Origin of the sequence: Allobosea sp. TWI1241 (assembly GCF_039673065.1) — a bacterium.
In the GTDB taxonomy this organism is placed as follows: domain Bacteria; phylum Pseudomonadota; class Alphaproteobacteria; order Rhizobiales; family Beijerinckiaceae; genus Allobosea.
In genome coordinates this window covers 167,431-188,577 of sequence record NZ_JBDJKW010000006.1, presented here as the reverse complement: position 1 = coordinate 188,577, position 21,147 = coordinate 167,431, and the positions used below count along the sequence as shown (strand labels likewise).

The window sequence follows — 21,147 nt, the reverse complement described above, 5'->3', positions numbered from 1 at the left end:
CGATCAGGCTTCGTCGAGGCCGATGTCCACGGCCGGAGCCGACTGGGTGATCTTACTGGTCGAGATGTAGTCGACCCCGGTCTTGGCGATTGGCCCGATCGTGTCGATGTTGATCCCGCCCGAGGCCTCGACCTTGGCGCGGCCGGCGATGATGCCCACCGCCTTGGTCATGTCGGCGACCGACATGTTGTCGAGCATGATGACGTCGGCGCCGGCGGCGACCGCTTCGTCGACCTGGCCGAGATTGTCGCACTCGACCTCGAGCTTGGTCAGCACCGGCAGGGTGCGGCGGGCGCGCTCGACGGCGGCCGAGATGCTGCCGCAGACGGCGATGTGGTTGTCCTTGATCATCACGCCGTTGTCGAGGCCGAGGCGGTGGTTGAGGCCGCCGCCGCAGGTCACCGCATGCTTCTCCATCATGCGCAGGCCGGGCGTGGTCTTGCGGGTGTCGATCAGGCGCGCCTTGGTGCCGGCGATGGCGGCGACGTAGCGGGCGGTCTCGTTGGCGATGCCCGAGAGGCGCTGGGCGATGTTGAGCGCGGTGCGCTCGGCGGTCAGCACGCTGCGGGCCGAGCCCTCGACCTCGATCAGGATCGCGCCCTTCTCGACCTTGTCGCCGTCCTTGACCTTGAGGTCGACCTTCAGCTCGGGATCGTAGCGCTTGAAGACGCGCGCGGCGACCTCGATGCCGGCGACGATCATTGGCTCGCGGGCGTTCATGTAGAAGCGCCCGGTCTCCTCGGCCTCGATCATCACCTGCACGGTCAGGTCGCAGGCGCCGATATCTTCGGTCAGCCAGAGGTCGATCAGGCGGTCCGTGGCAAAGCGGTCATACATGGAAAACCCCTCCTCGGGCGCTGTTCGCCCTGACGTCGAACCCAGTCTCGGCCCCGACGAATTTTATTTGTACACGAATAATAACAATCGGCTTTTCCGACTGTCAATCTGGCCATCGCCTCGTCGGCGCATCGTGCTTCAGGGCTGGATAGCGCCCTGAGCGCGGGGCGTCCACGCAGGCGTGAGGCAGGCACGGCCGGAACGTCTGGCAAGCGGAATTCGCCTGATTTTCGATAGGAAGGGACGGCGGGGCGGACGGCGCATGGACGCTTGCGGCGCGACTCGCCGGCCGGCAGGCTGGCATGGCGACCTTGACAGTTTGGTGTCGTTTCAGCATCATCATTTGTATACAAATGAGTTAGCCGAGAGCGAGACGGCGGAGAATGCCAGCATGAGCCTCCAGGAAGCCAGCGCGGCCGTCGACGACAAGATCCGCTGCGACGCCTGCCCGGTGATGTGCTTCATCAAGCCCGGCGCGGTCGGCGCCTGCGACCGCTACGGCAATGTCGCCGGCGAGCTGGTGCGGATGGAGCCGCATGTCGTGCTCGAGCGCACGCTGGCGCAGGGCGGCGAGGTGGTGCCGTTCGCGCAGGGGCGCGATTGGGACGGCGACATCGTCCACCAGCAGGGCACCTTCATCACCGCGATCGGCGCCGGCACCACCTATCCCGACTACAAGCCCGCGCCCTTCATCGTCTCGGCCGAGGTCGACGGCGTCGACATGGTCACCGTCGTGACCGAGGGCATCTTCAGCTATTGCGGCGTCAAGGTGAAGATCGACACCGACCGCTTCCTCGGGCCCGAGCAGGCGACGGTCAGGGTCGACGGCGAGGCGGTCGGCCACGTCACCACCGGCGAGTACGGCTCGCAGATGCTGTCGCTCGGCGGCGTGCACCATCTCACCGGCGGCTCGAAGAAGGAGGGGCGCGTCACCTGCGACGCGCTGCTCAAGCTCAGCAATGGCGAGGCGGTGGAGCTCACCATCGACGAGGGCGAGACCGTTGTCGTGCAGGCGGGCAAGCCGCCGATCGTCAACGGCGTGCCCGAGAGCCGGATGCGCGTCGGCTGCGGCTCGGCGACGATCGGCATCTTCGCCAAGCAGTGGCACGGCAAGGTCGACGAGGTGGTGGTGGTCGACGACCACATCACCGGCGTGCTCTCCGAGCACCAGGCCGGCAAACTGCTCGACATGGCGCCGACCGGCATCAAGATGAAGGGGCGCCGCTCGACGCCCGGCCGCTATTTCCAGGTGGCGCAGCCCGGCACCGGCTGGGGCGGCACCAATATCAGCGACCCGCTGACCATTCTCGGCCCCTTCGACCCCAAGGTCGCCTGGCCGGGCCTGCGCCTGCTGATGGTCTCGACCACCGGCGAGCACGCCGCCTATTACGAGCTCGACGAGGCGCTGCTGCCGGTGGAGAAGCCGATCCCGCCGCAGCTGGTCGAGCCCGTGGAGCGCATCGCCGAGAACTGCGAGCCGGCGCTCTCCACCGTGCTGTTCATCGGCGGGGCCGGCGGCTCGCTGCGCGCCGGCGTCACCGAGAACCCGGTGCGGCTGACCCGCTCGGTCAAGGATGCGCTGACCTATGTCACCTGTGGGGGAGCCCCCGTGTACATCTGGCCGGGTGGCGGCATCACCTTCATGGTCGATGTCACCCGCCTGCCGGACAACGCTTTCGGCTATGTGCCGACGCCGGCCCTGGTCGCGCCGCTCGAATTCACCATGCGGCTCTCCGACTACGAGGCGCTGGGCGGCCATATGGACGCGATCCAGCCGCTGGCCTCGCTGAAGGGCGAGGGGCGGCTGCGCCTGCCGCAGCGGCCGGACAATCCCTGGCCGCTGGCGCCAGACCAGCCCAAGCGCTCGGTCGGCTGAGGCCATGGCGCGCCATCGCTGCGTCGCGCGTGAGGCCCGGCCGTGATGCGCTTCGAGGCGCCGTCGGCGCGCCTCCTGCCGGACGGCAGGCGCCTGCTGCTCCAGCAGGGGCCGATCGACCTGGTGATCGCGGCCGAGGGCGAGGCGGAGGCCGTGGCCGCGGCGCGCGAGGCCGCGATGCGCCGCTTCGACGGCCTGCTCGCCGAACTCTGCGACGAGCTTCCCCTGCTGCGCAGCCCGGTGACGCCGGCGAGCGCCGTCCCGGCCGGGCCGGTGGCGCGGCGCATGCACGCGGCGGTCGCCCCCTTTGCCGTGCGCGGCTTCATCACGCCTATGGCGGCGGTGGCGGGTGCGGTGGCTGAGGAGATCCTCGGGATCATGCTGGCGGCGGCGCCGCTGCGCCGGGCCTATGTCAACAATGGCGGCGACATCGCGCTGCATCTGGCGGGCGAGGCGCAGTTCCGCATCGGGCTGGTGCGGCGGCCCGACCGGCCGGACATCTTCGCGACGGCGACCATCCGCGCTGCCGACGGCGTCGCCGGCATCGCCACCTCCGGCTATCCCGGCCGCAGCTTCTCGCTCGGCATCGCCGAGGCGGTGACGGTGCTGGCGCCGACCGCCGCCATGGCGGACGCCGCCGCGACCGTGATCGCCAATGCCTGCGACCTGCCGGGCCATGAAGCGATCGCGCGGGTGCCGGCGTGTGAGGTCCAGAGCGACAGCGACCTCGGCGCGCGGCTGGTGACGCGGGCGGTCGGCCCGCTCGCCGCCGCCGAGATCGACCGGGCGCTCGCCGCCGCACAGGCCGTCGCCGAGGCCCTGCGCGGGGAAGGGCTGATCCGCTCCGCCGCCATCCATCTTCAGGGCCGCAGCGCCGTGCTCGACAGCCCGATGATCGCCGAACAGGATACCGAGGGGAGGACCGCGCTTGCCTGAGATCGCCGTGAGGAAATACGCCGTCACCGTGGAGGAGATATTCCACGAGGGCGGGCCCGCCGCCGCGACGCCGCTGCTCTGCGGCGCGGTGATGGCGGTGATCGCCAACCCGTTCGCCGGCCGCTATGTCGCCGACATCCAGGGCTTCATGGACGATCTCAAGCCGCTCGGCCTCGCCATGGCGCGCCGGCTGCTCGACGTGATGGGCGGTGATGCCGCTGCGATCCAGGGCTACGGCAAGGGCGCCATCGTCGGCGCCGCCGGCGAGTTGGAGCACGGCGCGCTCTGGCACGTGCCCGGCGGCTACGCCATGCGCGAACTGCTCGGCGATGCGCGCGCCATCGTGCCCTCGACCAAGAAGGTCGGCGGGCCGGGGACGCGGCTCGACGTGCCGGTCACCCATGTCAACGCATCTTATGTCCGCAGCCATTTCAGCGCCTTCGAGGTCGGCATCCCCGATGCGCCGCGCGCCGACGAGATGCTGCTGGCGCTGGTGATGACCACGGGGTCGCGCATCCATGCCCGCGTCGGCGGGCTGGCCGCGAGCGAGATCAAGGGAGAGGACGGGCTGAGATGAGCGCGAAGATCCGCAAGATCGTCACCATCGTCGACGAGGTGCATACCGAGCAGGGCCGGCCGGTCTCGCCGCCGATCCGCCGCGCTGCCGCCGTGGCGGTGATCGAGAACCCCTTCGCCGGCCGCTATCAGGAGGACCTCTCCGAACTGATCGCGATCGGCGAGGAGCTGGGCGACCTGCTCGGCCGGCGGGCGCTCGCGGCGCTCGGCATCGATGGCGAGGCCGTCGAGGGCTACGGCAAGGCCGCCGCCGTCGGCGAGGATGGCGAGATGGAGCACGCCGCGGCGATCCTGCATCCCAAGCTCGGCGCCCCTGTGCGTGCGCTGATCGGCAAGGCGCCGGCGCTGATCCCGTCCTCGAAGAAGCGCGGCTCGCTCGGCGTGGTGCTCGACGTGCCGCTCGGCCACAAGGCGGCGGCCTATGTCCGCAGCCATTTCGACGGCATGGAGGTCCGCGTGCCTGACGCGCCGCGCGCCGGCGAGATCATGGTCGCGGTCGCGCTGACCAGCGGCGGCCGCCCCCACCCTCGCGTCGGCGGGCTCAGCCATGGCGAGGCCAAGGGTGAGGACGGCCTACGATAACAGGCGCAGGGCTTCGGCATGAGCACCGGTCGCCGCGCCTGCGGCGGCCGGTGTTTTGTTGTCGGGGGGCGGATTGGGCTGAGCTGTCGCCTTGCGTGCGCAAGGGGGAGGCGGTGCTGTTCGCTCGACCGGTGCCGCTGTAACCCGTCAGGCCGGAGCAGCCGCTTTCCTCTGTCATTCCGGGGCTTCGCGTAAGCGAAGAGCCCGGAACCCACGACTGGGTGAGCGCTGCGACATGGGCGCGGTCACGGCGTTGCACCCGGTCGTGGGTTCCGGGCTCAGGCCTTCGGCCTGCCCCGGAATGACAGGGGGCGGGTGGTAGTGTGGGCGCGCAGCCCTTCCTCACGGGTAGGTCTGCGCCGATGGTTCGGTCCGCGTCGGCAGGCAGGCCTGCGCCGGCTTGCTGGCTCGGCTTGGGTGCGGCCTTGTGCAGGCCCGGGCCTCTCGCCTTCGGGGCGCCGGCGTGGTTGCCGGGCGCGGGAGCCCTCTCCCGCTTGCGGGGGAGGGTTGGGAAGGGGGCTTCCGCCAGCGCTTCTCCCGAAGGATCAGTGCCCCGCCCGCGCCTTAACCACCGCATCGCCGATCCCCGTCCAGGCGGGCTTGCCGGGGGCGAAGCGGCTGCGGAGATAGGCGGTCAGGGCCGCGAGCTGGGTGTCGTCGAGGGCCGTGGCGAAGGAGGGCATCGAGCCGATGCCGTGCTGGCCGCCCTCGATCAGCATGTTCACGAGATTGGTCGGCGTCGCGGCGTGCAGCTTCGAGGAGAGGCCGAGCGCCGGGCCGGCATTGGCGAGCTGCGGCAGGCGGCCGGGCTCGTGGCAGGCGGCGCAGGCGCCCTCGTAGAGCCGGGCGACGGGCGAGGTCGCGGGGTTGGCGGCGCGGCCGGTCTCCTGCGCGATCCTCTGCGCCACGGCCTGCGCCTGCGCCTCCGGCAGCGGCCGGTTCAGCGAGGCGAGATAATGCGCCATGGCGCGGATGTCGTCGTCCGGCAGCGCCTTCAGCTCGGCGACGACCGGCGCCATCGGCCCCGAGGCGGCGCCGTGGTTCTCCGCCGTGCCGGTGCGCAGATAGGCGTAGAACGCCGCCTCGCTCCACGGGATCGGCCCGGCCGACAGCGCGGTCAGCGCCGGCGCCTCCCAGCCTTCGGCCACGCCGCCGGCGAGATAGGCGCTGCCACCCTTCTCGGCGCCGAGCGCGTTGCGCGGGGTGTGGCAGGCGCCGCAATGGCCGAGCCCTTCGACGAGATAGCGCCCGCGATTCCACTGCGCCGAACGGGTCGGATCCGGCGTGGTTTCGCCGCCGCGGTTGAACAGCAGGTTCCAGCCCGCCAGCAGCGGCCGCAGGTTGAAGGGGAAGGCGAGGCGGCTCGGCTCGCTGGCGCGCTGCACCGCCGGCTGCGACATCAGGAAGGCGTAGAGCGCCTGCAGGTCGGCCTCGCTGGTGCGGGCGAAGCTGGCATAGGGGAAGGCCGGGTAGAGATGGCTTCCGTCGCGGTGCAGGCCGGCGCGCATCGCCCTTTCGAAGGCGGGATAGGACCAGTCGCCGATGCCGGTGCCGACATCGGGGGTGATGTTGGTGCTGACCACCGTGCCGAAGGGCGTCGGCAGCGGGCGGCCGCCGGCATAGGGCACGCCGTTCTCGGCAGTATGGCAGACCGCGCAGGCGCCGAGCGCCGCCAGCTGGCGCCCGCGCTCGATCGTCGCCGCCGACCAGGTCGACGGGTCGGGCCGGGCGATCGGCGCGATGGCGGGGGCGATGGCGAAGGACACCGCCGCGAAGCTCGCCGCCCCCGCGACCGCGGCGCCGAGCTTGCTCCACCAGGGCAGGCGCCGCGGCGGCGCGGATTGCGCCGGCGCCTTGAGCAACGGCGTGCCGTTCAGCCCGGCGAGCACGCGTTCGGGCGTCAGCGGCAACTCGCGAAAGCGCACGCCGGTGGCGTCGAACACCGCGTTGACGATCGCCGCCGCGCTGGGGACGGAGGCCGATTCGCCCGCACCCATCGGCGGCAGGTGCTGGCGGTCCATCAGCAGCACGTCGATCGCCGGCAACTCCGGGAAGGTCAGCACCGGATAGGAGCCCCAGTCGCGCGAGGCGACGGCGGTGGTCTCCGAGAAGGTCACCTCCTCGCGCAGCACGCGGCTGGTGGATTGCAGCACGTTGCCGTGGATCTGGTGGGTGACCCCGGCCGGGTTCACCATCATGCCGGTGTCCTGGCCGACGACGACGCGCGAGACGGTGACCTCGCCGGTGCTGCGGTTCACCGCGACATCGGCGACCCAGGCGGCCCAGGCGGCGCCGACGCCCGGCCAGCTGCCATGGACATAGCGTGCCTGGGCGAAGCCGCGCCCGCGCAGCAGCTCGCCGTCCTGCTCCATGCGCGGGCCGACATGCGGCTGCCAGTTCGCCCGCTCGGCGGTGGCGCGGCTGAGCTCGGCGGCGCGCTCGTCGGTGATGTGGCGCAGGCGGAATGCGACGGGATCGACGCCGGCTTCGTGCGCCAGCTCGTCGATATAGCTTTCATGCGCGAAGACGTTCGGCATGGCGGAGACGCCGCGCAGCCAGGAGGCGCGCACGATCGGCGGCATGTCGTGCGCGGTGAGGCGCATGTTCTCGTAGGCATAGGAGGGGATCGCGGTGCGGTCGCCCATCTTCAGCGCGGTGGGGCGGTTCGGCAGCCTGCCGGTCAGGAGCAGCGCCAGGGTCGGCGCGGCGTTGGACGGATACCAGGTGTCGAGGTCGTAGGCCTTGAGCGAGGCGCCGGGGCCGAGGCCGCCGCGGATGTCGATGAGCTGGGCGGCGCCCTTGGGCTCCCAGAGATGCTCCTGCTCGCGGGTCAGCTGTACGCGCACCGGCCGGCCGACCGCGCGTGAGAGCAGGGCTGCGTCCGCCACCACGTCGTCGGCGCAGTTGCGGCCATAGCAGCCGGCGGCCTCGAGCCGGACTACGTCGATGCGTTCCTTCGGCAGGCCGGTGAGCAGGGCGAGGTCGGCCTGGAGCGGATAGGGGTTCTGGCTGCCGGTCCAGACGGTGAGCCCGTCTGCGCGCAGATCGGCGACGGCACAGGACGGGCCTATCGAGCCGTGCATGTGGTAGGGCCAGACATAGGTGCGGTCGAGCCGGGTCTCCAGCGTCTGCAGCGCCGCCTCGACATCGCCCTCGTCGACAAGCCGGCGCGGGGTGGAGGGATGGGCGCGCAGCGCCTGGGCGAGGTCGGAGAGGTCCGGCGGGGTGAAGTCGCGCCACTGCGTCTTCAGCGCCTGCGCCGCCTCCGCCGCCTGCTCCTCGCGCTCGGCGACGATGCCGATGAAGTCGCCCTCGACCACCAGGGCGACGATGCCCGGCACATGGGCGATCGACTCGCGATCGACCGCGATCAGGCTGGTGCCGACGCAGTCGCCGGCATCCATGCCGGAATAGGGCGGGCGCACCACGCGGCCGTGCAGCATGCCGGGCAGGCGGACGTCGTGGACATAGGTGAAGGCGCCGGTGACCTTGGCCGGGATGTCGACGCGCGCGACCGGCTTGCCGACGAGGCGATGGGAATCGACCGGCTTGAGGGCGACGGTATCCTCTGCCGCCAGCGGCAGGAGGATGCGCTCATTGGCGAGCAGCGTGTCGAGCGCGATCGCCGGCCGGTCGGAGCCGGCGCGCAGGATGGCGCCCTCCTTCAGGTCGATCTCCTGCGCCGGGCAGTCCAGCGCGGCTGCGGCGCGCGCGATCAGCTCGCGGCGGATCTGGGCGGCACCGACGCGCATCGCCACCGAGGTGACCTGGATCGTCTCGCTGGCGATGGTCGCGCCCTGGTCCGGCGTGTCGGCGGTATCGCCGAGCACCATCTCGACGGCCTCGAACGGGACATCGAGCTCCTCGGCGACCATCTGGGCGAGCGCGGTACGGATGCCGGTGCCGAGATCGACATGGCCGCAGAAGGCGACGACGCGCCCCTCCGCCGTCAGGCAGACATGGAGGTCGAGCCCGTCCTCGGGCGCGGCGTCGGCTGCGGCGCCCTTGCGCGGCGCGACCACGCCGATGATCCCGGCGCGCCTGAGCAGGGTGCGGCGCGAGAACGGGGAAGGGGCGGAGGCGGTCACGGCGCGGCCCCGCCGGCGCCGCGCTCGGCAGCGAGCATCACGGCGCGCAGGATCTCGACATGGGTGCCGCAGCGGCAGAGATTATGGCGCAGCGCCTCGCGGGCCTGCGCCTCGGTCGGCGCCGGGCATTCGGCCAGGAAGGCCTTGGCGGTCATGATCATGCCCGGGATGCAATAGCCGCATTGCGCGGCCTGCGCATCGATGAAGGCCTGCTGCAGCGGATCGGGCGCCGCGACGCTGCCGAGCCCTTCCAATGTGGTGATCGCGCAGCCCTCGGCCAGGCGCACCGGCAGGGCGCAGCTGCGGGCGGCGCTGCCGTCGACCAGCACGGTGCAGGCGCCGCATTCGCCGAGGCCGCAGCCGAATTTCGGGCTGTTGAGGCCGATATCGTTGCGCAGCACGGTGAGAAGCGGCGTCTGCGGCTCGCAGGTGACGGCATGGTCGGCGCCGTTGACGCGCAGGGCGAAGCGCCGCGGCGTCCTCATCGGTCGCCCATGCGGGGCGAGGCGCTCCGGATCCGGTCTGTCGTCACGGCCACCAAGATCGTTCGTATGCGAATGAGAATAAGGAGAAAGCGGCGCGCGCCGCAAGCGGGATCTACCGCGTGGCGCCCGTCAGGGCGTCCCGCCGTGCGGCGCGCGCGTGCCTCAGTGGGCGACCGAGGGGATCTTCTCCGCCGGCGGGGTGTTGCGGCTGATGCCGCTGCGCACGATGCCGTCGATGACGATCATGCCGATGCCGGGCAGGTCGCCGAGCTGGATCGAGTCGAGGAAGTTCTTCCCCGCCGAGTGCTGGGCCTTGTCCATGAAGACGAAGTCGGCGGCGCGGCCGACCTCGATCAGCCCGCAGTCGAGGCTGCGCATGCGGGCGGTGTTGCCGGTGGCGAAGCAGAAGGCGATCTCGGCCGGCACGTCGCCGAGCGAGGACAGCATCGAGACCATGCGCACGATGCCGAGCGGCTGCACGCCGGAGCCGGCCGGGCCGTCGGTGCCGAGGATGACGCGGTTGAGCTCGTCCATCTCGCGGGCGACGCGCAGCGTATAGAGGGCGGCGCGCTCATTGCCGTTGTGGACCAGCTCGAGCCCGCGCTTGCAGCCCTCGCAGATGCAGCGGATCTCCTTGTCGGGCAGGGCGGTGTGGCCGCCATTGATGTGGCCGACCACGTCGGTATCGGCCTCCAGCACCACGTCGGCGCCGATCAGGCCGGAGCCCGGGATCGAGGGGCCGCCGGTGTGGATGGTGGACTGGATGCCGTATTTGCGGGCCCAGGCGACCATCTCGCGGGCACGCGCGCCGTCCTTGACGCCGCCGAGGCCGACCTCGCCGAGCAGCTTCACGCCGGCATCCGCCAGGTCCTTGAAGTCCTGCTCGACCATGCCGGGCTCGATCACCGGCGCGCCGGCATGGATCTTGACGCCGCCGGGGCGGAAGGCGGTGAAGGCGCGCTGGGCGTAGATCGCCATCGCCTTGAGGCCGACGATGTCCTTCGGACGGCCGGGCGTATGGACCTCGCCGGCCGAGATCATGGTGGTGACGCCGCCATGCATGGTCGAATCGATCCAGCCGAACTGGTTCTGCCGCGGGGTCCAGTCGCCGGCGACGGGGTGGACATGGCTGTCGATCAGGCCCGGCGCCAGCACGGTGCCGTTGGCGTCGATGACGGTGTCGGCGCCCTCGGTGTCGAGATCCTTGAAGCGGCCGACGCCGACGATGCGCCCGCCGACCGAGACGACGGTGTCGGCGTCGAGAATCGGCTTGCTGATGTCGCCGGAGAGGACGAGGCCGATATTCCGGACCACGAGCTTATGGGTGCTGCTGACCGCTGCCGCCTGAACTTCCGCCATCTCGTCCGCCTCTGAGTTTTATCGACATCCTGTCCCCGGCAGGCCCGATTGACAAGCATGGCGGGAGGCGTCATATCGTTTGTATACGAATGAATTTGCACCGCCCTTCCGAGGCTGTCAAGCAGCGAGGATCGCGCATGCCCTATGCCGTCACCAGTGCCTGCATCCGTTGCAAATACATGGATTGCGTCGAGGTCTGTCCGGTGGACTGCTTCTATGCCGGCGAGAACATGCTCGTGATCCATCCCGACGAGTGCATCGATTGCGGCGTCTGCGAGCCGGAATGCCCGGCCGAGGCGATCGTCGCCGATACCGCGGACGGGGCGCAGGAATGGCTGGCGCTGAACGCCAGGCTGGCGCCGCTCTGGCCGAATATCACCCAGAAGGGCGAACCGCCGCAGGACGCCGACGCATGGAAAGGCGTATCCGACAAGCTCGCCATGCTTTCCGAGCAGCCCGCGATCTGATACTTGCCCGCCGCCCGAGTTTGTCGAGGGACCGACCATGAGCAATTTCTACGAGGAGCGCGTTCTCAGCGTCCATCACTGGACTGACACGCTCTTCAGCTTCACCACGACGCGCGACAGCACCTTCCGCTTCAAGAACGGCCAGTTCACGATGATCGGGATCAAGGTGAACGAGAAGCCGCTGCTGCGTGCCTACAGCGTCGTCAGCACCAACTATGACGAGAACCTCGAATTCTTCTCGATCAAGGTGCCGGACGGCCCGCTGACCTCGCGCCTGCAGAACCTCAAGGTCGGCGACCCGATCATCATCGGCAAGAAGGCGACCGGCACGCTGGTGCTGGACAACCTCAAGGACGGCAAGCGCCTGTTCCTCCTCGGCACCGGCACGGGGCTCGCCCCCTTCCTCTCGCTGATCCGCGATCCAGAGACCTATGAGCGCTACGAGAAGGTCGTGCTGGTGCATGGCTGCCGCCAGGTCTCCGAGCTGGCCTATGGCGAGCGGATCCAGCAGGAACTGCCGAACGACGAGTTTCTCGGCGAGATGATCCGCGAGCAGCTGCTCTACTACCCGACCGTGACGCGCGAGCCCTTCCGCAATCGCGGCCGCATCACCGACCTCCTGGTCTCGGGCCAGCTCTTCTCCGATCTCGGCCTCGGCCCGTTCGACGGCGCGACCGACCGCTTCATGCTCTGCGGCAGCCCGCAGATGCTGGTCGACCTCAAGGCGATCTTCGACGAACGCGGCCTCGAGGAAGGCAACCATGGCGAGGCCGGCGACTATGTGATCGAGAAGGCCTTCGCCGAGCGCTGAGCCGGCCAGGCGGGATCCGATCCGTCCTTGCGCGGCCGGTCCCCATGGGGCCGGCCGTTCGCGTTCGCGGCCCTTCCTGCGACGGGCAGTCGCGCGGTTCAGCGGCAGGCGTCGAGCCAGACGTCGCCATGGCCGGACGGCTGGCAGGCGCCCGCCACCAGCCGTGTGATCCGCCGGACGCGCTCGTCGAGGGCCGGATCGTCGCCGCGCAGCCGGTAGGTCGCCGGGGCGATGAGCACGGCGACGAGGCGGAGGAACTCGGGATCGGTGAGCGTAGCCGGCGGGCGGCCGTAGATCGCTCGGCTGGCCCGATGGAAACCCGTCATCCAGCCGTCCGGCCCCTCGCCCATTTCGAGCGTGTCGAGCCAGAGCGCCAGGATCTGCTCCTTGGAGAGCCGGCGTTCCAGGCCGAGGGCGTAGCCGGTCTGCCTGATTTTGCCGATGCCGGGGCGGAAGCGCTCGAAGGCGAGGCGTTTGGCGGCCGACTGGGTGATCGTGGTGGCGCCGGCTCCCGGCGTCGAGAGATCGACACCGGAGTGCCCGGCGAAATTCGGGTCCTCGACCGCGAGCAGGATCGCGTACTGGCCGGGGCCGAGCGAGCCTGCGCCTTGCCCCTGCGCGATCAGGGCGTCCGCCCGCGCGCCCAGTCGCGGCGCGTCCGACAGGGCATCCCAATAGCCCTTGCCGCCATAGAGCAGCGTCGCCACGACCAGCAGGCCGACGAGGATGCCCGCTCCGATCATCAGCCGCTTCATGTCGCCTCCCCAGCCGTGCTCCCGGGCCCGCCGGTGGCACCATGCCGGCCCGCCTGATCCGCAGCCGCGCGAATCCGATGCGGTCGAGTTCACACAGTTTCACGGTTGGAAGATGGCGGGCGCCGCGGCGCAGGCCCCGACAAAACGACGGGCGGCCCGGAAGGGCGCCCGTCGCGTTTCGTCCTTGCAGCAGGCCCTGCGGCCTCAGCGGTGCGAGACCTGCCGGTCGAGCAGCATCATCAGGCTGTTGCAGGTCACGGCGAATACGGTCAGCAGCAGCGCCACCGCCATGATCGTGTCGACCTGGCCGATATTGATGGCGTTGGTCAGCAGGAAGCCGAGGCCGCGCTGCGAAGCGAACATCTCGCCGATTAGCACGCCGAGCAGGGTCAGCGAGAAGCCGAGCCGCACGCCCGAGATGATCTCCGGCAGGATCGCCGGCATGATCACCGTGAAGGCCGATTGCGTCGGCGACAGCCGCATCACCTGCGCGGTGCGGCCGTAGACCGGCTTCATCTGGCGGATGGCGTTCATCGAGAACAGGGTGATCGGGATCAGCCCGTGCATGACGCCGAAGGCGATCTTGGCCGAGATGCCGAGCCCGAAGCAGAGCAGCACCAGCGGATAGAGCACCACTTTCGGGATCGAATAGAGCGTCGTCAGGATCGGCTCGGCGACGTTGCCGGCGAGCCGCCGCACCCCGAGCACGATGCCGAGCGTGACGCCGCCCGCCAGCGAGATCGCGAAGGCGGCGACGAAGGCCCGCATCGTCTCGGAGATGTTGGCCCAGAAATCGGCCTGGGTCAGCAGCGTGCCGAGCTTGAGCACGGTCTGCAGCGGCGAGGCGATGGCGGAGGCGCCGACGAGCAGGTGGAAGCCCTGCCACATCACCAGGAAGCAGAGCAGGACGATGAGCGTTCCGGCTAGTCTGGGCATGGCGTCACCGCTGCCTGCGCGCCTGGAGGCGCCGGTCGATCATGTTGAGGGCCGTGTTGACGATCGTCACCACCACGAGCACGAGCAGCATCAGCCCGTACATGTCGCCGTTCTCGAAGAGATTGTAGGCGAAGGCGATGGCGTAGCCGATCCCGGCGCCGGAGAGGATGAACTCGGAGGCGATCACCCCGATGAACGAATAGGCGACCGAGAGCTTCACCCCGGTGAAGAGATAGGGCAGGGCGGCCGGCAACTCGATCAGCAGCGCGGTCTGCACCCGCGACATCCGGTAGATCTGCCCGGTCTTGCGCAGTACGCGCGGGATGCGGTCGAGCCCGTTCAGCGTCGCGGTGATCATCGAGACCACCGCCAGCAGCACGGCGATCGAGATGATCGAGGCCGAGCCGACGCCGAACAGCGTCACGAAGATCGGGTAGAACACGAAGGTCGGCACCGCATAATAGCTGGCGAGCAGCGGCTCCAGCGCCCGGCGCACGCCGGGCATGGCGTAGATGATCAGCCCGAGCACGAAGCCGAGCAGGATCGAGACCACCGTCGCGATGGCGATGTTGGCGAAGCTCGTGACGATGTCGGCCGAGAACTGGCCGGAGGCGAGGACGCGGACCATCTCGCCGGTCATCTGGATCGGCGACATCATCACCGTGTAGGGGATGATCCCGGTCCGGCAGAGCAGCTCGACCAGCGCGATCATTCCCAGGACGACGAGGATGCGCAGGCGCTTCTCCGTCATCGCTCAATCCTTCCCGGACGCCATGATCTTCATGGCCTCGACCCGCAGCTTCTCCCAGAGGCGCGCGGTGATGTCGCCGAAATGTGGCGTCGACACCACGCGGCTGTCGCGGTCGCGCTCCCAGCCGGTCTCGACGAAGTCGATGAAGGTGCCGGGCCGGGTCGACATCACGCCGACGCGGTCGGAGAGCATGGCGGCCTCGTCGAGCGCGTGGGTGATCAGCAGCACCGTCGCCGAGGTCTCGCGCCAGAGCCGCAGCAGTTCGTCGCCCATCAGCAGGCGCGTCTGCTGGTCGAGCGCGCCGAAGGGCTCGTCGAGCAGGATCAGCCGCGGCTGCATCACCAGGGTGCGGGCGATGCAGACGCGCTGGCGCATGCCGCCGGAGAGCTGGGCGGGGTAGGAGGAGGCGAAGTCCTTCAGCCCCATGAAGCCGACCGCATAATCGACGCGGCGGGCGATCTCGGCCGCATCGACGCCGGCCCGGCGCAGGCCGAAGGCGACGTTGTCGCGGACGTTGAGCCAGGGGAAGGAGGCGTCCTCCTGGAAGACCACGCCGACGCCGTCGGGCACGCCGGAGACCGGCTTGCCCTCGAAGGTGGCGGTGCCCGATTGCGGGGCCGAGAGCCCGGCGAGGATGTCGAGCAGGGTGGACTTGCCGCAGCCCGAGGGGCCGACCACCGAGAAGAACTCGCCCTTGGCCAGATCGAGATCGATCGGGCCGAGCGCGTGCAGCGTCGAGGTCGGCAGCTGGAAGACGCGGGTGACGCCGCGCAGCTGGGCGTGGACCTCGCGGGCGGGCGACTGCGGGGAGAGCGGCACGACCTTGGCCCCCGAGGACGCCGCGCTCATCGCTTGGCCTTGAGATCGGCGGGGAGGAAGCTGTCGTCGAGCAGGGTCGACCAGTCGATGTCCTCCTTGACGTGGCCGATCAGCTTGAGGCCGTCGACCATGCGGTTCAGCTCCTCGATGCTGAACTCGCCCTCGCTCCACATCTTGGGCGGCACCATGTTCTCGACCGATTCCCGGGCGATCTCGGGCTCGAGCTTGTAGACCTTCTCGATGATCTTGCCGGCCTCGACCGGGTCGGCATAGATCGCCTGCACGCCGGCGCGCCGGCCGGCGATGATCGCCTTGAGCTTCTCCGGCTGCTCCTTGGCGAACTTGCTGGTGGTGATGCCGACCGAGGTGGTCATCGGCTTCAGCACGTCGCCGGCCTTGTAGACCGTGCGATACTGCGCCTTGCGGATGATCGAGAGCGGCTCGATCAGCACGGAGCCGGCGACCGCGCCCTGCTCCATCATGGTCAGCGCCGGGACATAGCCGCCGGCGGCGACGCGCTGGACCTTGGCCGGGTCGATGCCCTTCTCGCGCAGCACCATCAGCAGCAGCATCTCGGAGACCGAGCGCGGCGAGGTGATCGCGACCTTCTTGCCGACGAGGTCGGCGACGGTCTTCACGTCGGAGTTCGGCATGGTCACCATCGACGCCTCGGCGACCGAGCGGGCGCCGGTGTTGACGATGACGACGTCGAGGCCCTGTGCCTTGGCGGCCAGCGCCGCCGAGACCGCGACCTCGCCATAGGGCGTGGGGCTCGCCAGGATGTTGCGCACCGTGGTGCCGCCGCCGCCGGAGCCGAGAATGCCGGTGATGTCGATGCCGGCCTTCTTGAACAGGCCCTTCTCCATCGCGACCGCATAGGGGGCGCCGTACAGGCTGTTGCCCCACTGGGTCACGGAAATCTCTTCGGCCTTGGCCGGCATCTGGAAGGCCAGCGCGGCGAGGGCGGCGATGCCCAGCTGCCGCAACCCAAAGAAAGCCGTCATTCCTCTCTCCCGTTCGAAAGACCCGGACGCCGGCTGCTACCGTTGCGTTCGGGAAGACCCCTTTTCATTTGTATACAAATAACAGTCTCAACATGGCTTGGGCTTGTCAAGCGGGCTTCTGCCCGGATGCCGGGCAGCGGCGCGCGCGCCGGAGCGGCCCGTGCCGGAAAGCGCGCAGGCAAGATTGCGGCCAGGTTCGGCCGTTTCGGGTGCATATCGCAGGAGATCATCGCTTCGGCTGCTTCGGGGGAGGGATGACGGCGAGTCGCCGTCCGTGCGGCTCAGCATCGGAGGGCGGCCTGGGGCTGGCAAGGCTGCATTCGCGCCGGTCGCGATCTAAAATTAGTTTGCATACGAATTATTTTTTCATTGGTGTGCCTCCGCCGGGTCTTGGCGAGATGCATGCGCGCCTTGATCCAGATCAAACGCCCCGGCGCGGTTCGGGTGCATGGCGGGGGCTGCGGCGCGCCTGTCCGCGCCATGCAGACCTCATGCCGTGCAGGAGACGTGCCGCGATGACGCAGGCGCCACCGCCCAGTCCTTCGCCGCGCCCTGCGCCGGGCGCGGTCTCCGTGCCGCGCCGCCGGGCCTCGACCTGCGAGGACTGCACGGTGCGCGAGCGCAGCGCCTGCGCCTGCCTGTCGCACGCGGAGATCGGCCAGCTGCAGGGACTTTCACACCCGCTGAGCTTCGCCGTGCGCGAGAGCCTCTTCGTCGAGGGCCAGCGCGCCGACGCGATCTACAGCCTGACCAGCGGCATGGCGCGGCTCTACAAGCTCCTGCGCGACGGGCGGCGCCAGATCGTCGGCTTCGCCCTGCCGGGCGAGGTGCTCGGCTTCGCCTCGACCGAGACCTTCGCCTTCTCCGCCGACGCCGTCACTCCGGTCGTGGCCTGCGCCTTCCCGCGCTCGACCTATCTCGCCTTCGTCGATACGCGGCCGCATCTGCTGCGCCGCCTGCACGAGGACACGGCGCGCGAGCTCGCGCTGGCGCAGGAGCAGATGCTGCTGCTCGGGCGGCGCACGGCGGAGGAGCGGCTGGTCTGCTTCCTGCTCGGCATGCGCGAGCGCTGGGCCCGCGTCGGCCGCGACTCGCCGACCGTCGCCCTGCCGATGGGCCGCCAGGACATCGCCGATTTCCTCGGCCTGACCATCGAGACGGTGAGCCGCGGGCTGAACCGGCTGGCGCGCGAAGGCGCGATCCTCCTGGTTCCCGACGGGGTGCGGCTGCTCGACGGCGAGCGCATGGCGCGCCTAGCGGCGGCCTGATCCACAGCCGTTGATTTAGATCAAAGCCAATCTTCGGCCCGCCCGATAACGCTCGCTCCATGGCGTGTTGCGCCGCAGCGAGCAGGAGAGGTGGGGCAGATGGCGGCGACGGGATATCCGGTTCGCAGAGCGACGGCGGGAGAGCTGGGAGGCATGCTGATCGCAGCCGTCCTCGTCCTGCCGCTGCTGATCATCGCGGCGCTGACCGAAGATCAGGCCTACGCCTTCCATGCCGGCATCGGCGTGCTGGCGGCGATCGGCAGCGTGTTCATCATCGGCAATCGTTGCTTCCGGCCGGGCGAGATGCCCGCGCCGCAGGAGATCGACGGACGGCCGAACTACAATATGGGCCCGGTGAAGTTCGCCACCGTGGCCGCGATGGTCTGGGGCATCGCCGGCTTCACGGTCGGCCTGATCATCGCGCTCCAGCTCGCCTTCCCCGACCTGAACTTCGACCTGCCCTGGATCAATTTTGGCCGCCTGCGGCCGCTGCACACCTCGGCGGTGATCTTCGCCTTCGGCGGCAACGTGCTGCTCGGCACCTCGTTCTACGTGGTCCAGCGCACCTGCCGCGCCCGGCTGGCCGGCGACCTGTCGCCCTGGTTCGTGATCCTGGGCTACAACCTGTTCATCGTCATCGCCGGCACGGGCTACCTGCTCGGCGTGACGCAGGGCAAGGAATACGCCGAGCCGGAATGGTATGCCGATCTGTGGCTGACCATCGTCTGGGTCGTGTACCTGCTGGTGTTCCTGGCGACGTTGGCCAAGCGCAAGGAACCCCACATCTATGTGGCGAACTGGTTCTATCTCGGCTTCATCCTGACCATCGCGGTGCTGCACATCGGCAACAACGCCGCCGTGCCGGTCTCGCTGTTCTCGCCGAAGTCCTATGTGCTGTGGTCGGGCGTCCAGGACGCGATGTTCCAGTGGTGGTACGGCCATAACGCGGTCGGCTTCTTCCTGACCGCCGGCTTCCTCGCCATCATGTACTATTTCGTGCCGAAGCGGGCCGAGCGGCCGGTCTACAGCTACCGGCTGTCGATCATCCACTTCTGGGCGCTGATCTTCCTCTACATCTGGGCCGGCCCGCACCATCTGCACTACACCGCGCTGCCGGACTGGGCGCAGACGCTGGGCATGACCTTCTCGATCATGCTGTGGATGCCCTCCTGGGGCGGCATGATCAACGGCCTGATGACGCTCTCGGGCGCCTGGGACAAGCTGCGCACCGATCCGGTGCTGCGGATGATGGTCGTCTCGCTCGCCTTCTACGGCATGTCGACCTTCGAAGGCCCGCTGATGTCGATCAAGGCGGTCAACTCCCTGTCGCACTACACCGACTGGACCATCGGCCACGTGCATTCCGGCGCGCTGGGCTGGGTCGCCTACATCTCCTTCGGCGCGCTCTACTGCCTCGTGCCGTGGCTGTGGAACCGCAAGAACCTGTATTCGCTCAAGCTGGTGAACTGGCACTTCTGGATCTCGACGCTCGGCATCGTGCTCTACATCTCGGCGATGTGGGTCTCCGGGATCATGCAGGGCCTGATGTGGCGCGCCTACACCTCGCTCGGCTTCCTCGAATACTCGTTCATCGAGACGGTTGCGGCGATGAAGCCCTATTACGTGATCCGCGCGATGGGCGGCGCACTGTTCCTGATCGGCGCGCTGATCATGGCCTTCAACCTCTGGATGACGGTGCGCAGCCCCGCCGTCGGCGCCGCGGAACCCGAGACCGGGTTCGGGCCGCGCCTCGTCCCCGCAGAGTAAGGAACGGACATCCATGTCGAGCCTCGACAACCCTGCGCCGCGCAAGTCGCTCTGGTCCAAGCACAAGATCTTCGAGACGAACTCGATCATCCTGGTGATCGGCATCCTGATCGTGATCTCGGTGGGCGGCCTGATCGAAATCGCGCCGCTGTTCTACCTGCGCAACACGATCGAGACCGTGGAGGGGATGCGTCCCTACACGCCGCTCGAGCTGGCGGGCCGCAACATCTATGTCCGCGAGGGCTGCTACAACTGCCACAGCCAGATGATCCGGCCGCTGCGCGACGAGATCGAGCGCTATGGCCACTACTCGCTGGCGGCCGAGAGCATGTACGACAAGCCCTTCCAGTGGGGCTCCAAGCGCACCGGGCCAGACCTGGCGCGCGTCGGCGGCAAGTACTCCGACGAATGGCAGCTGGCGCATCTGAAGCGCCCGCGCGATCTGGTGCCGCAGTCGATCATGCCGGGCTATCCCTTCCTGGCGAAGACCGAGCTGCGCTACGCCGACATCGCCGACCATCTCAAGGTCAACCGCCTCGGCGGCGTGCCCTACACCGACGAGATGATCGCGCGCGCCGCGACCGATCTCGAGGCCCAGGCGAATCCCGACCATCCCAAGGCCGCGGAGTTCGAGGCCCGCTATCCCAAGGCCCAGATCCGCGACTTCGACGGCGATCCCAAGCGGATCACCGAAGCCGACGCGCTGATCGCCTATCTCCAAGTCCTCGGCACCCTCGTCGACTTCAAGCTCTACGACGACAAGGCCAACATCCGGTGAGCGCCATGACGACATCCACCTATGCCTGGCTCGCCCAGTTCGCGCAGTCCACCGGCGTGCTCTACTTCATGGGCATCTTCCTCGCCGTCTGCGCCTACGCCTTCTGGCCCTCGAACCGCGACCGGTTCGAGGAGGCCGCCCGTACGCCCCTGCGCGAGGATTGAGCCATGGCCGAACCGCACGACACCCCCAGGATCGACGCCGTCACCGGCCAGTCGACTACCGGCCATGACTGGGACGGCATCCAGGAGCTGAACACGCCGCTGCCGCGCTGGTGGCTCGGCATCTTCTACGCGACCATCATCTGGTCGATCGGCTACTGGGTGATCTATCCGGCCTGGCCGCTGATCACCGACGCGACCAAGGGCGTGATCGGCTACTCCTCGCGCCTGGAGATCGCCGCCGATCTCGAGGCGATGAAGCAGCAGCGCGCCTCGCTGGCCAAGGGCCTGTCCGAGGCCAGCCTCCAGCAGATCAAGGCCGATCCGGACCTGTTCCGCGTCGCCATGGCCCAGGGCAAGGCCGCCTTCGGCGACAATTGCGCCGCCTGCCACGGCGTCGGCGGCGCCGGTGCCAAGGGCTATCCCAACCTGAACGACGACGACTGGCTCTGGGGCGGCAAGCTGGAGGACATCCAGACCACGCTGCAGCACGGCATCCGCTTCGCCAACGATCCGGACACCCGCGTCAGCCAGATGCCGGCCTTCGGCCGCGACAAGATGCTGGACGCCAAGCAGATCCGCGCGGTGGCCAACCATGTCCGCGAACTCGCCGGCCTGCCGACCGAGCAGGGCGCCGATCTCGCCGGTGGGCGCACGGTCTTCGCCGACAACTGCGCCTCCTGCCATGGCGAGCAGGGCAAGGGCAGCCGCGACCTCGGTGCGCCCAACCTGACCGACGCGATCTCGCTCTACGGCATGGAGCTCGACACGCTGGTCGACACCATCTCGAACAGCCGTGCCGGGGTGATGCCGGCCTGGAGCCAGCGCCTCGATCCCACCACGATCAAGGCCCTGACGGTCTACGTCCACGCGCTGGGCGGGGGTGAATAG

Annotated in this window: 20 protein-coding genes; 11 read left to right on the top strand and 9 right to left on the bottom strand. The window is 69.2% G+C overall.

The genetic code is table 11. The features are described from left to right. Positions 1 to 3: 3 nt before the first annotated feature. Entirely contained in the window at positions 4 to 837 is an 834-nt protein-coding gene (gene nadC, locus ABE438_RS10420) for a carboxylating nicotinate-nucleotide diphosphorylase (protein WP_346502541.1), read from the bottom strand. Between the two features lie 391 nt (positions 838 to 1,228). Between nadC and ABE438_RS10415 the strand changes: the two genes are divergently transcribed. Genes ABE438_RS10415 through ABE438_RS10400 form a run of 4 tightly spaced genes read left to right on the top strand, consistent with a single transcriptional unit; the run spans position 1,229 to position 4,807 of the window. Then, the gene (locus ABE438_RS10415) at positions 1,229 to 2,713 is read left to right on the top strand and encodes a 6-hydroxynicotinate reductase (RefSeq protein ID WP_346502540.1); all 1,485 of its coding nucleotides are present in this window, start codon (positions 1,229 to 1,231) and stop codon (positions 2,711 to 2,713) included. A 45-nt stretch (positions 2,714 to 2,758) separates the two neighbouring features. Continuing rightward, positions 2,759 to 3,649 (top strand): UPF0280 family protein, encoded by an 891-nt coding sequence (locus tag ABE438_RS10410; RefSeq protein ID WP_346502608.1) that lies wholly within the window; start codon positions 2,759 to 2,761, stop codon positions 3,647 to 3,649. Continuing rightward, a complete protein-coding gene (locus tag ABE438_RS10405; protein WP_346502539.1) occupies positions 3,642 to 4,226 on the top strand; it encodes an amino acid synthesis family protein in 585 nt (194 codons plus the stop codon). Before ABE438_RS10410 ends, ABE438_RS10405 begins: the two co-directional genes overlap by 8 nt. Continuing rightward, entirely contained in the window at positions 4,223 to 4,807 is a 585-nt protein-coding gene (locus ABE438_RS10400; RefSeq protein ID WP_346502538.1) for an amino acid synthesis family protein, read from the top strand. Before ABE438_RS10405 ends, ABE438_RS10400 begins: the two co-directional genes overlap by 4 nt. A 545-nt stretch (positions 4,808 to 5,352) precedes the next feature. On the opposite strand, the gene ABE438_RS10395 is transcribed toward ABE438_RS10400, so the two are convergent. The 3 genes from ABE438_RS10395 to ABE438_RS10385 all read right to left on the bottom strand — a co-directional run bounded on the left by ABE438_RS10395 (position 5,353) and on the right by ABE438_RS10385 (position 10,739). After that, positions 5,353 to 8,895 carry a molybdopterin cofactor-binding domain-containing protein gene (locus ABE438_RS10395; RefSeq protein WP_346502537.1) on the bottom strand — a complete coding sequence of 1,181 codons (3,543 nt, stop codon included), beginning with the start codon at positions 8,893 to 8,895 and terminating at the stop codon, positions 5,353 to 5,355. Next, positions 8,892 to 9,380 (bottom strand): (2Fe-2S)-binding protein, encoded by a 489-nt coding sequence (locus tag ABE438_RS10390; protein WP_346502536.1) that lies wholly within the window; start codon positions 9,378 to 9,380, stop codon positions 8,892 to 8,894. The genes ABE438_RS10395 and ABE438_RS10390 overlap by 4 nt, the downstream gene beginning before the upstream one ends. 162 nt (positions 9,381 to 9,542) lie before the next feature. Next, positions 9,543 to 10,739: an amidohydrolase family protein gene (locus ABE438_RS10385; protein ID WP_346502535.1), complete on the bottom strand. Its 1,197-nt coding sequence runs from the start codon at positions 10,737 to 10,739 to the stop codon at positions 9,543 to 9,545. A 137-nt stretch (positions 10,740 to 10,876) separates the two neighbouring features. On the opposite strand from ABE438_RS10385, the gene fdxA reads away from it, so the two are divergent. Next, positions 10,877 to 11,206, top strand: coding sequence for a ferredoxin FdxA (gene fdxA, locus ABE438_RS10380; protein WP_346502534.1), 330 nt, complete (start codon positions 10,877 to 10,879; stop codon positions 11,204 to 11,206). Between the two features lie 37 nt (positions 11,207 to 11,243). Then, positions 11,244 to 12,017, top strand: coding sequence for a ferredoxin--NADP reductase (locus ABE438_RS10375; protein WP_346502533.1), 774 nt, complete (start codon positions 11,244 to 11,246; stop codon positions 12,015 to 12,017). Positions 12,018 to 12,115: 98 nt separating this feature from the next. Here ABE438_RS10375 and ABE438_RS10370 read toward each other — a convergent pair whose 3' ends face one another. From ABE438_RS10370 to ABE438_RS10350, 5 genes are all read right to left on the bottom strand, one after another. Further along, positions 12,116 to 12,772, bottom strand: coding sequence for a transglycosylase domain-containing protein (locus tag ABE438_RS10370; protein ID WP_346502532.1), 657 nt, complete (start codon positions 12,770 to 12,772; stop codon positions 12,116 to 12,118). A gap of 204 nt (positions 12,773 to 12,976) precedes the next feature. Beyond that, positions 12,977 to 13,708 carry an ABC transporter permease gene (locus tag ABE438_RS10365; protein ID WP_346502531.1) on the bottom strand — a complete coding sequence of 244 codons (732 nt, stop codon included), beginning with the start codon at positions 13,706 to 13,708 and terminating at the stop codon, positions 12,977 to 12,979. 4 nt (positions 13,709 to 13,712) lie between these two features. After that, on the bottom strand, positions 13,713 to 14,459 hold the full coding sequence (locus ABE438_RS10360; protein ID WP_346502530.1) for an ABC transporter permease: 747 nt from the start codon (positions 14,457 to 14,459) through the stop codon (positions 13,713 to 13,715). 3 nt (positions 14,460 to 14,462) lie between these two features. Next, positions 14,463 to 15,308: an ABC transporter ATP-binding protein gene (locus ABE438_RS10355; RefSeq protein ID WP_346502529.1), complete on the bottom strand. Its 846-nt coding sequence runs from the start codon at positions 15,306 to 15,308 to the stop codon at positions 14,463 to 14,465. Continuing rightward, positions 15,305 to 16,282, bottom strand: a complete 978-nt coding sequence (locus ABE438_RS10350) for an ABC transporter substrate-binding protein (RefSeq protein WP_346502528.1) — start codon at positions 16,280 to 16,282, stop codon at positions 15,305 to 15,307. Before ABE438_RS10350 ends, ABE438_RS10355 begins: the two co-directional genes overlap by 4 nt. Positions 16,283 to 16,797: 515 nt before the next feature. On the opposite strand from ABE438_RS10350, the gene ABE438_RS10345 reads away from it, so the two are divergent. The 5 genes from ABE438_RS10345 to ccoP all read left to right on the top strand — a co-directional run bounded on the left by ABE438_RS10345 (position 16,798) and on the right by ccoP (position 21,147). Beyond that, a complete protein-coding gene (locus tag ABE438_RS10345; RefSeq protein ID WP_346502527.1) occupies positions 16,798 to 17,550 on the top strand; it encodes a helix-turn-helix domain-containing protein in 753 nt (250 codons plus the stop codon). 99 nt (positions 17,551 to 17,649) lie between these two features. Further along, positions 17,650 to 19,317, top strand: coding sequence for a cytochrome-c oxidase, cbb3-type subunit I (gene ccoN, locus ABE438_RS10340; protein ID WP_465248594.1), 1,668 nt, complete (start codon positions 17,650 to 17,652; stop codon positions 19,315 to 19,317). Positions 19,318 to 19,330: 13 nt separating this feature from the next. After that, positions 19,331 to 20,095: a cytochrome-c oxidase, cbb3-type subunit II gene (gene ccoO, locus ABE438_RS10335; protein WP_346502525.1), complete on the top strand. Its 765-nt coding sequence runs from the start codon at positions 19,331 to 19,333 to the stop codon at positions 20,093 to 20,095. 5 nt (positions 20,096 to 20,100) lie between these two features. Further along, entirely contained in the window at positions 20,101 to 20,259 is a 159-nt protein-coding gene (locus tag ABE438_RS10330) for a cbb3-type cytochrome oxidase subunit 3 (RefSeq protein WP_346502524.1), read from the top strand. A gap of 3 nt (positions 20,260 to 20,262) precedes the next feature. After that, entirely contained in the window at positions 20,263 to 21,147 is an 885-nt protein-coding gene (ccoP, locus tag ABE438_RS10325) for a cytochrome-c oxidase, cbb3-type subunit III (protein ID WP_346502523.1), read from the top strand.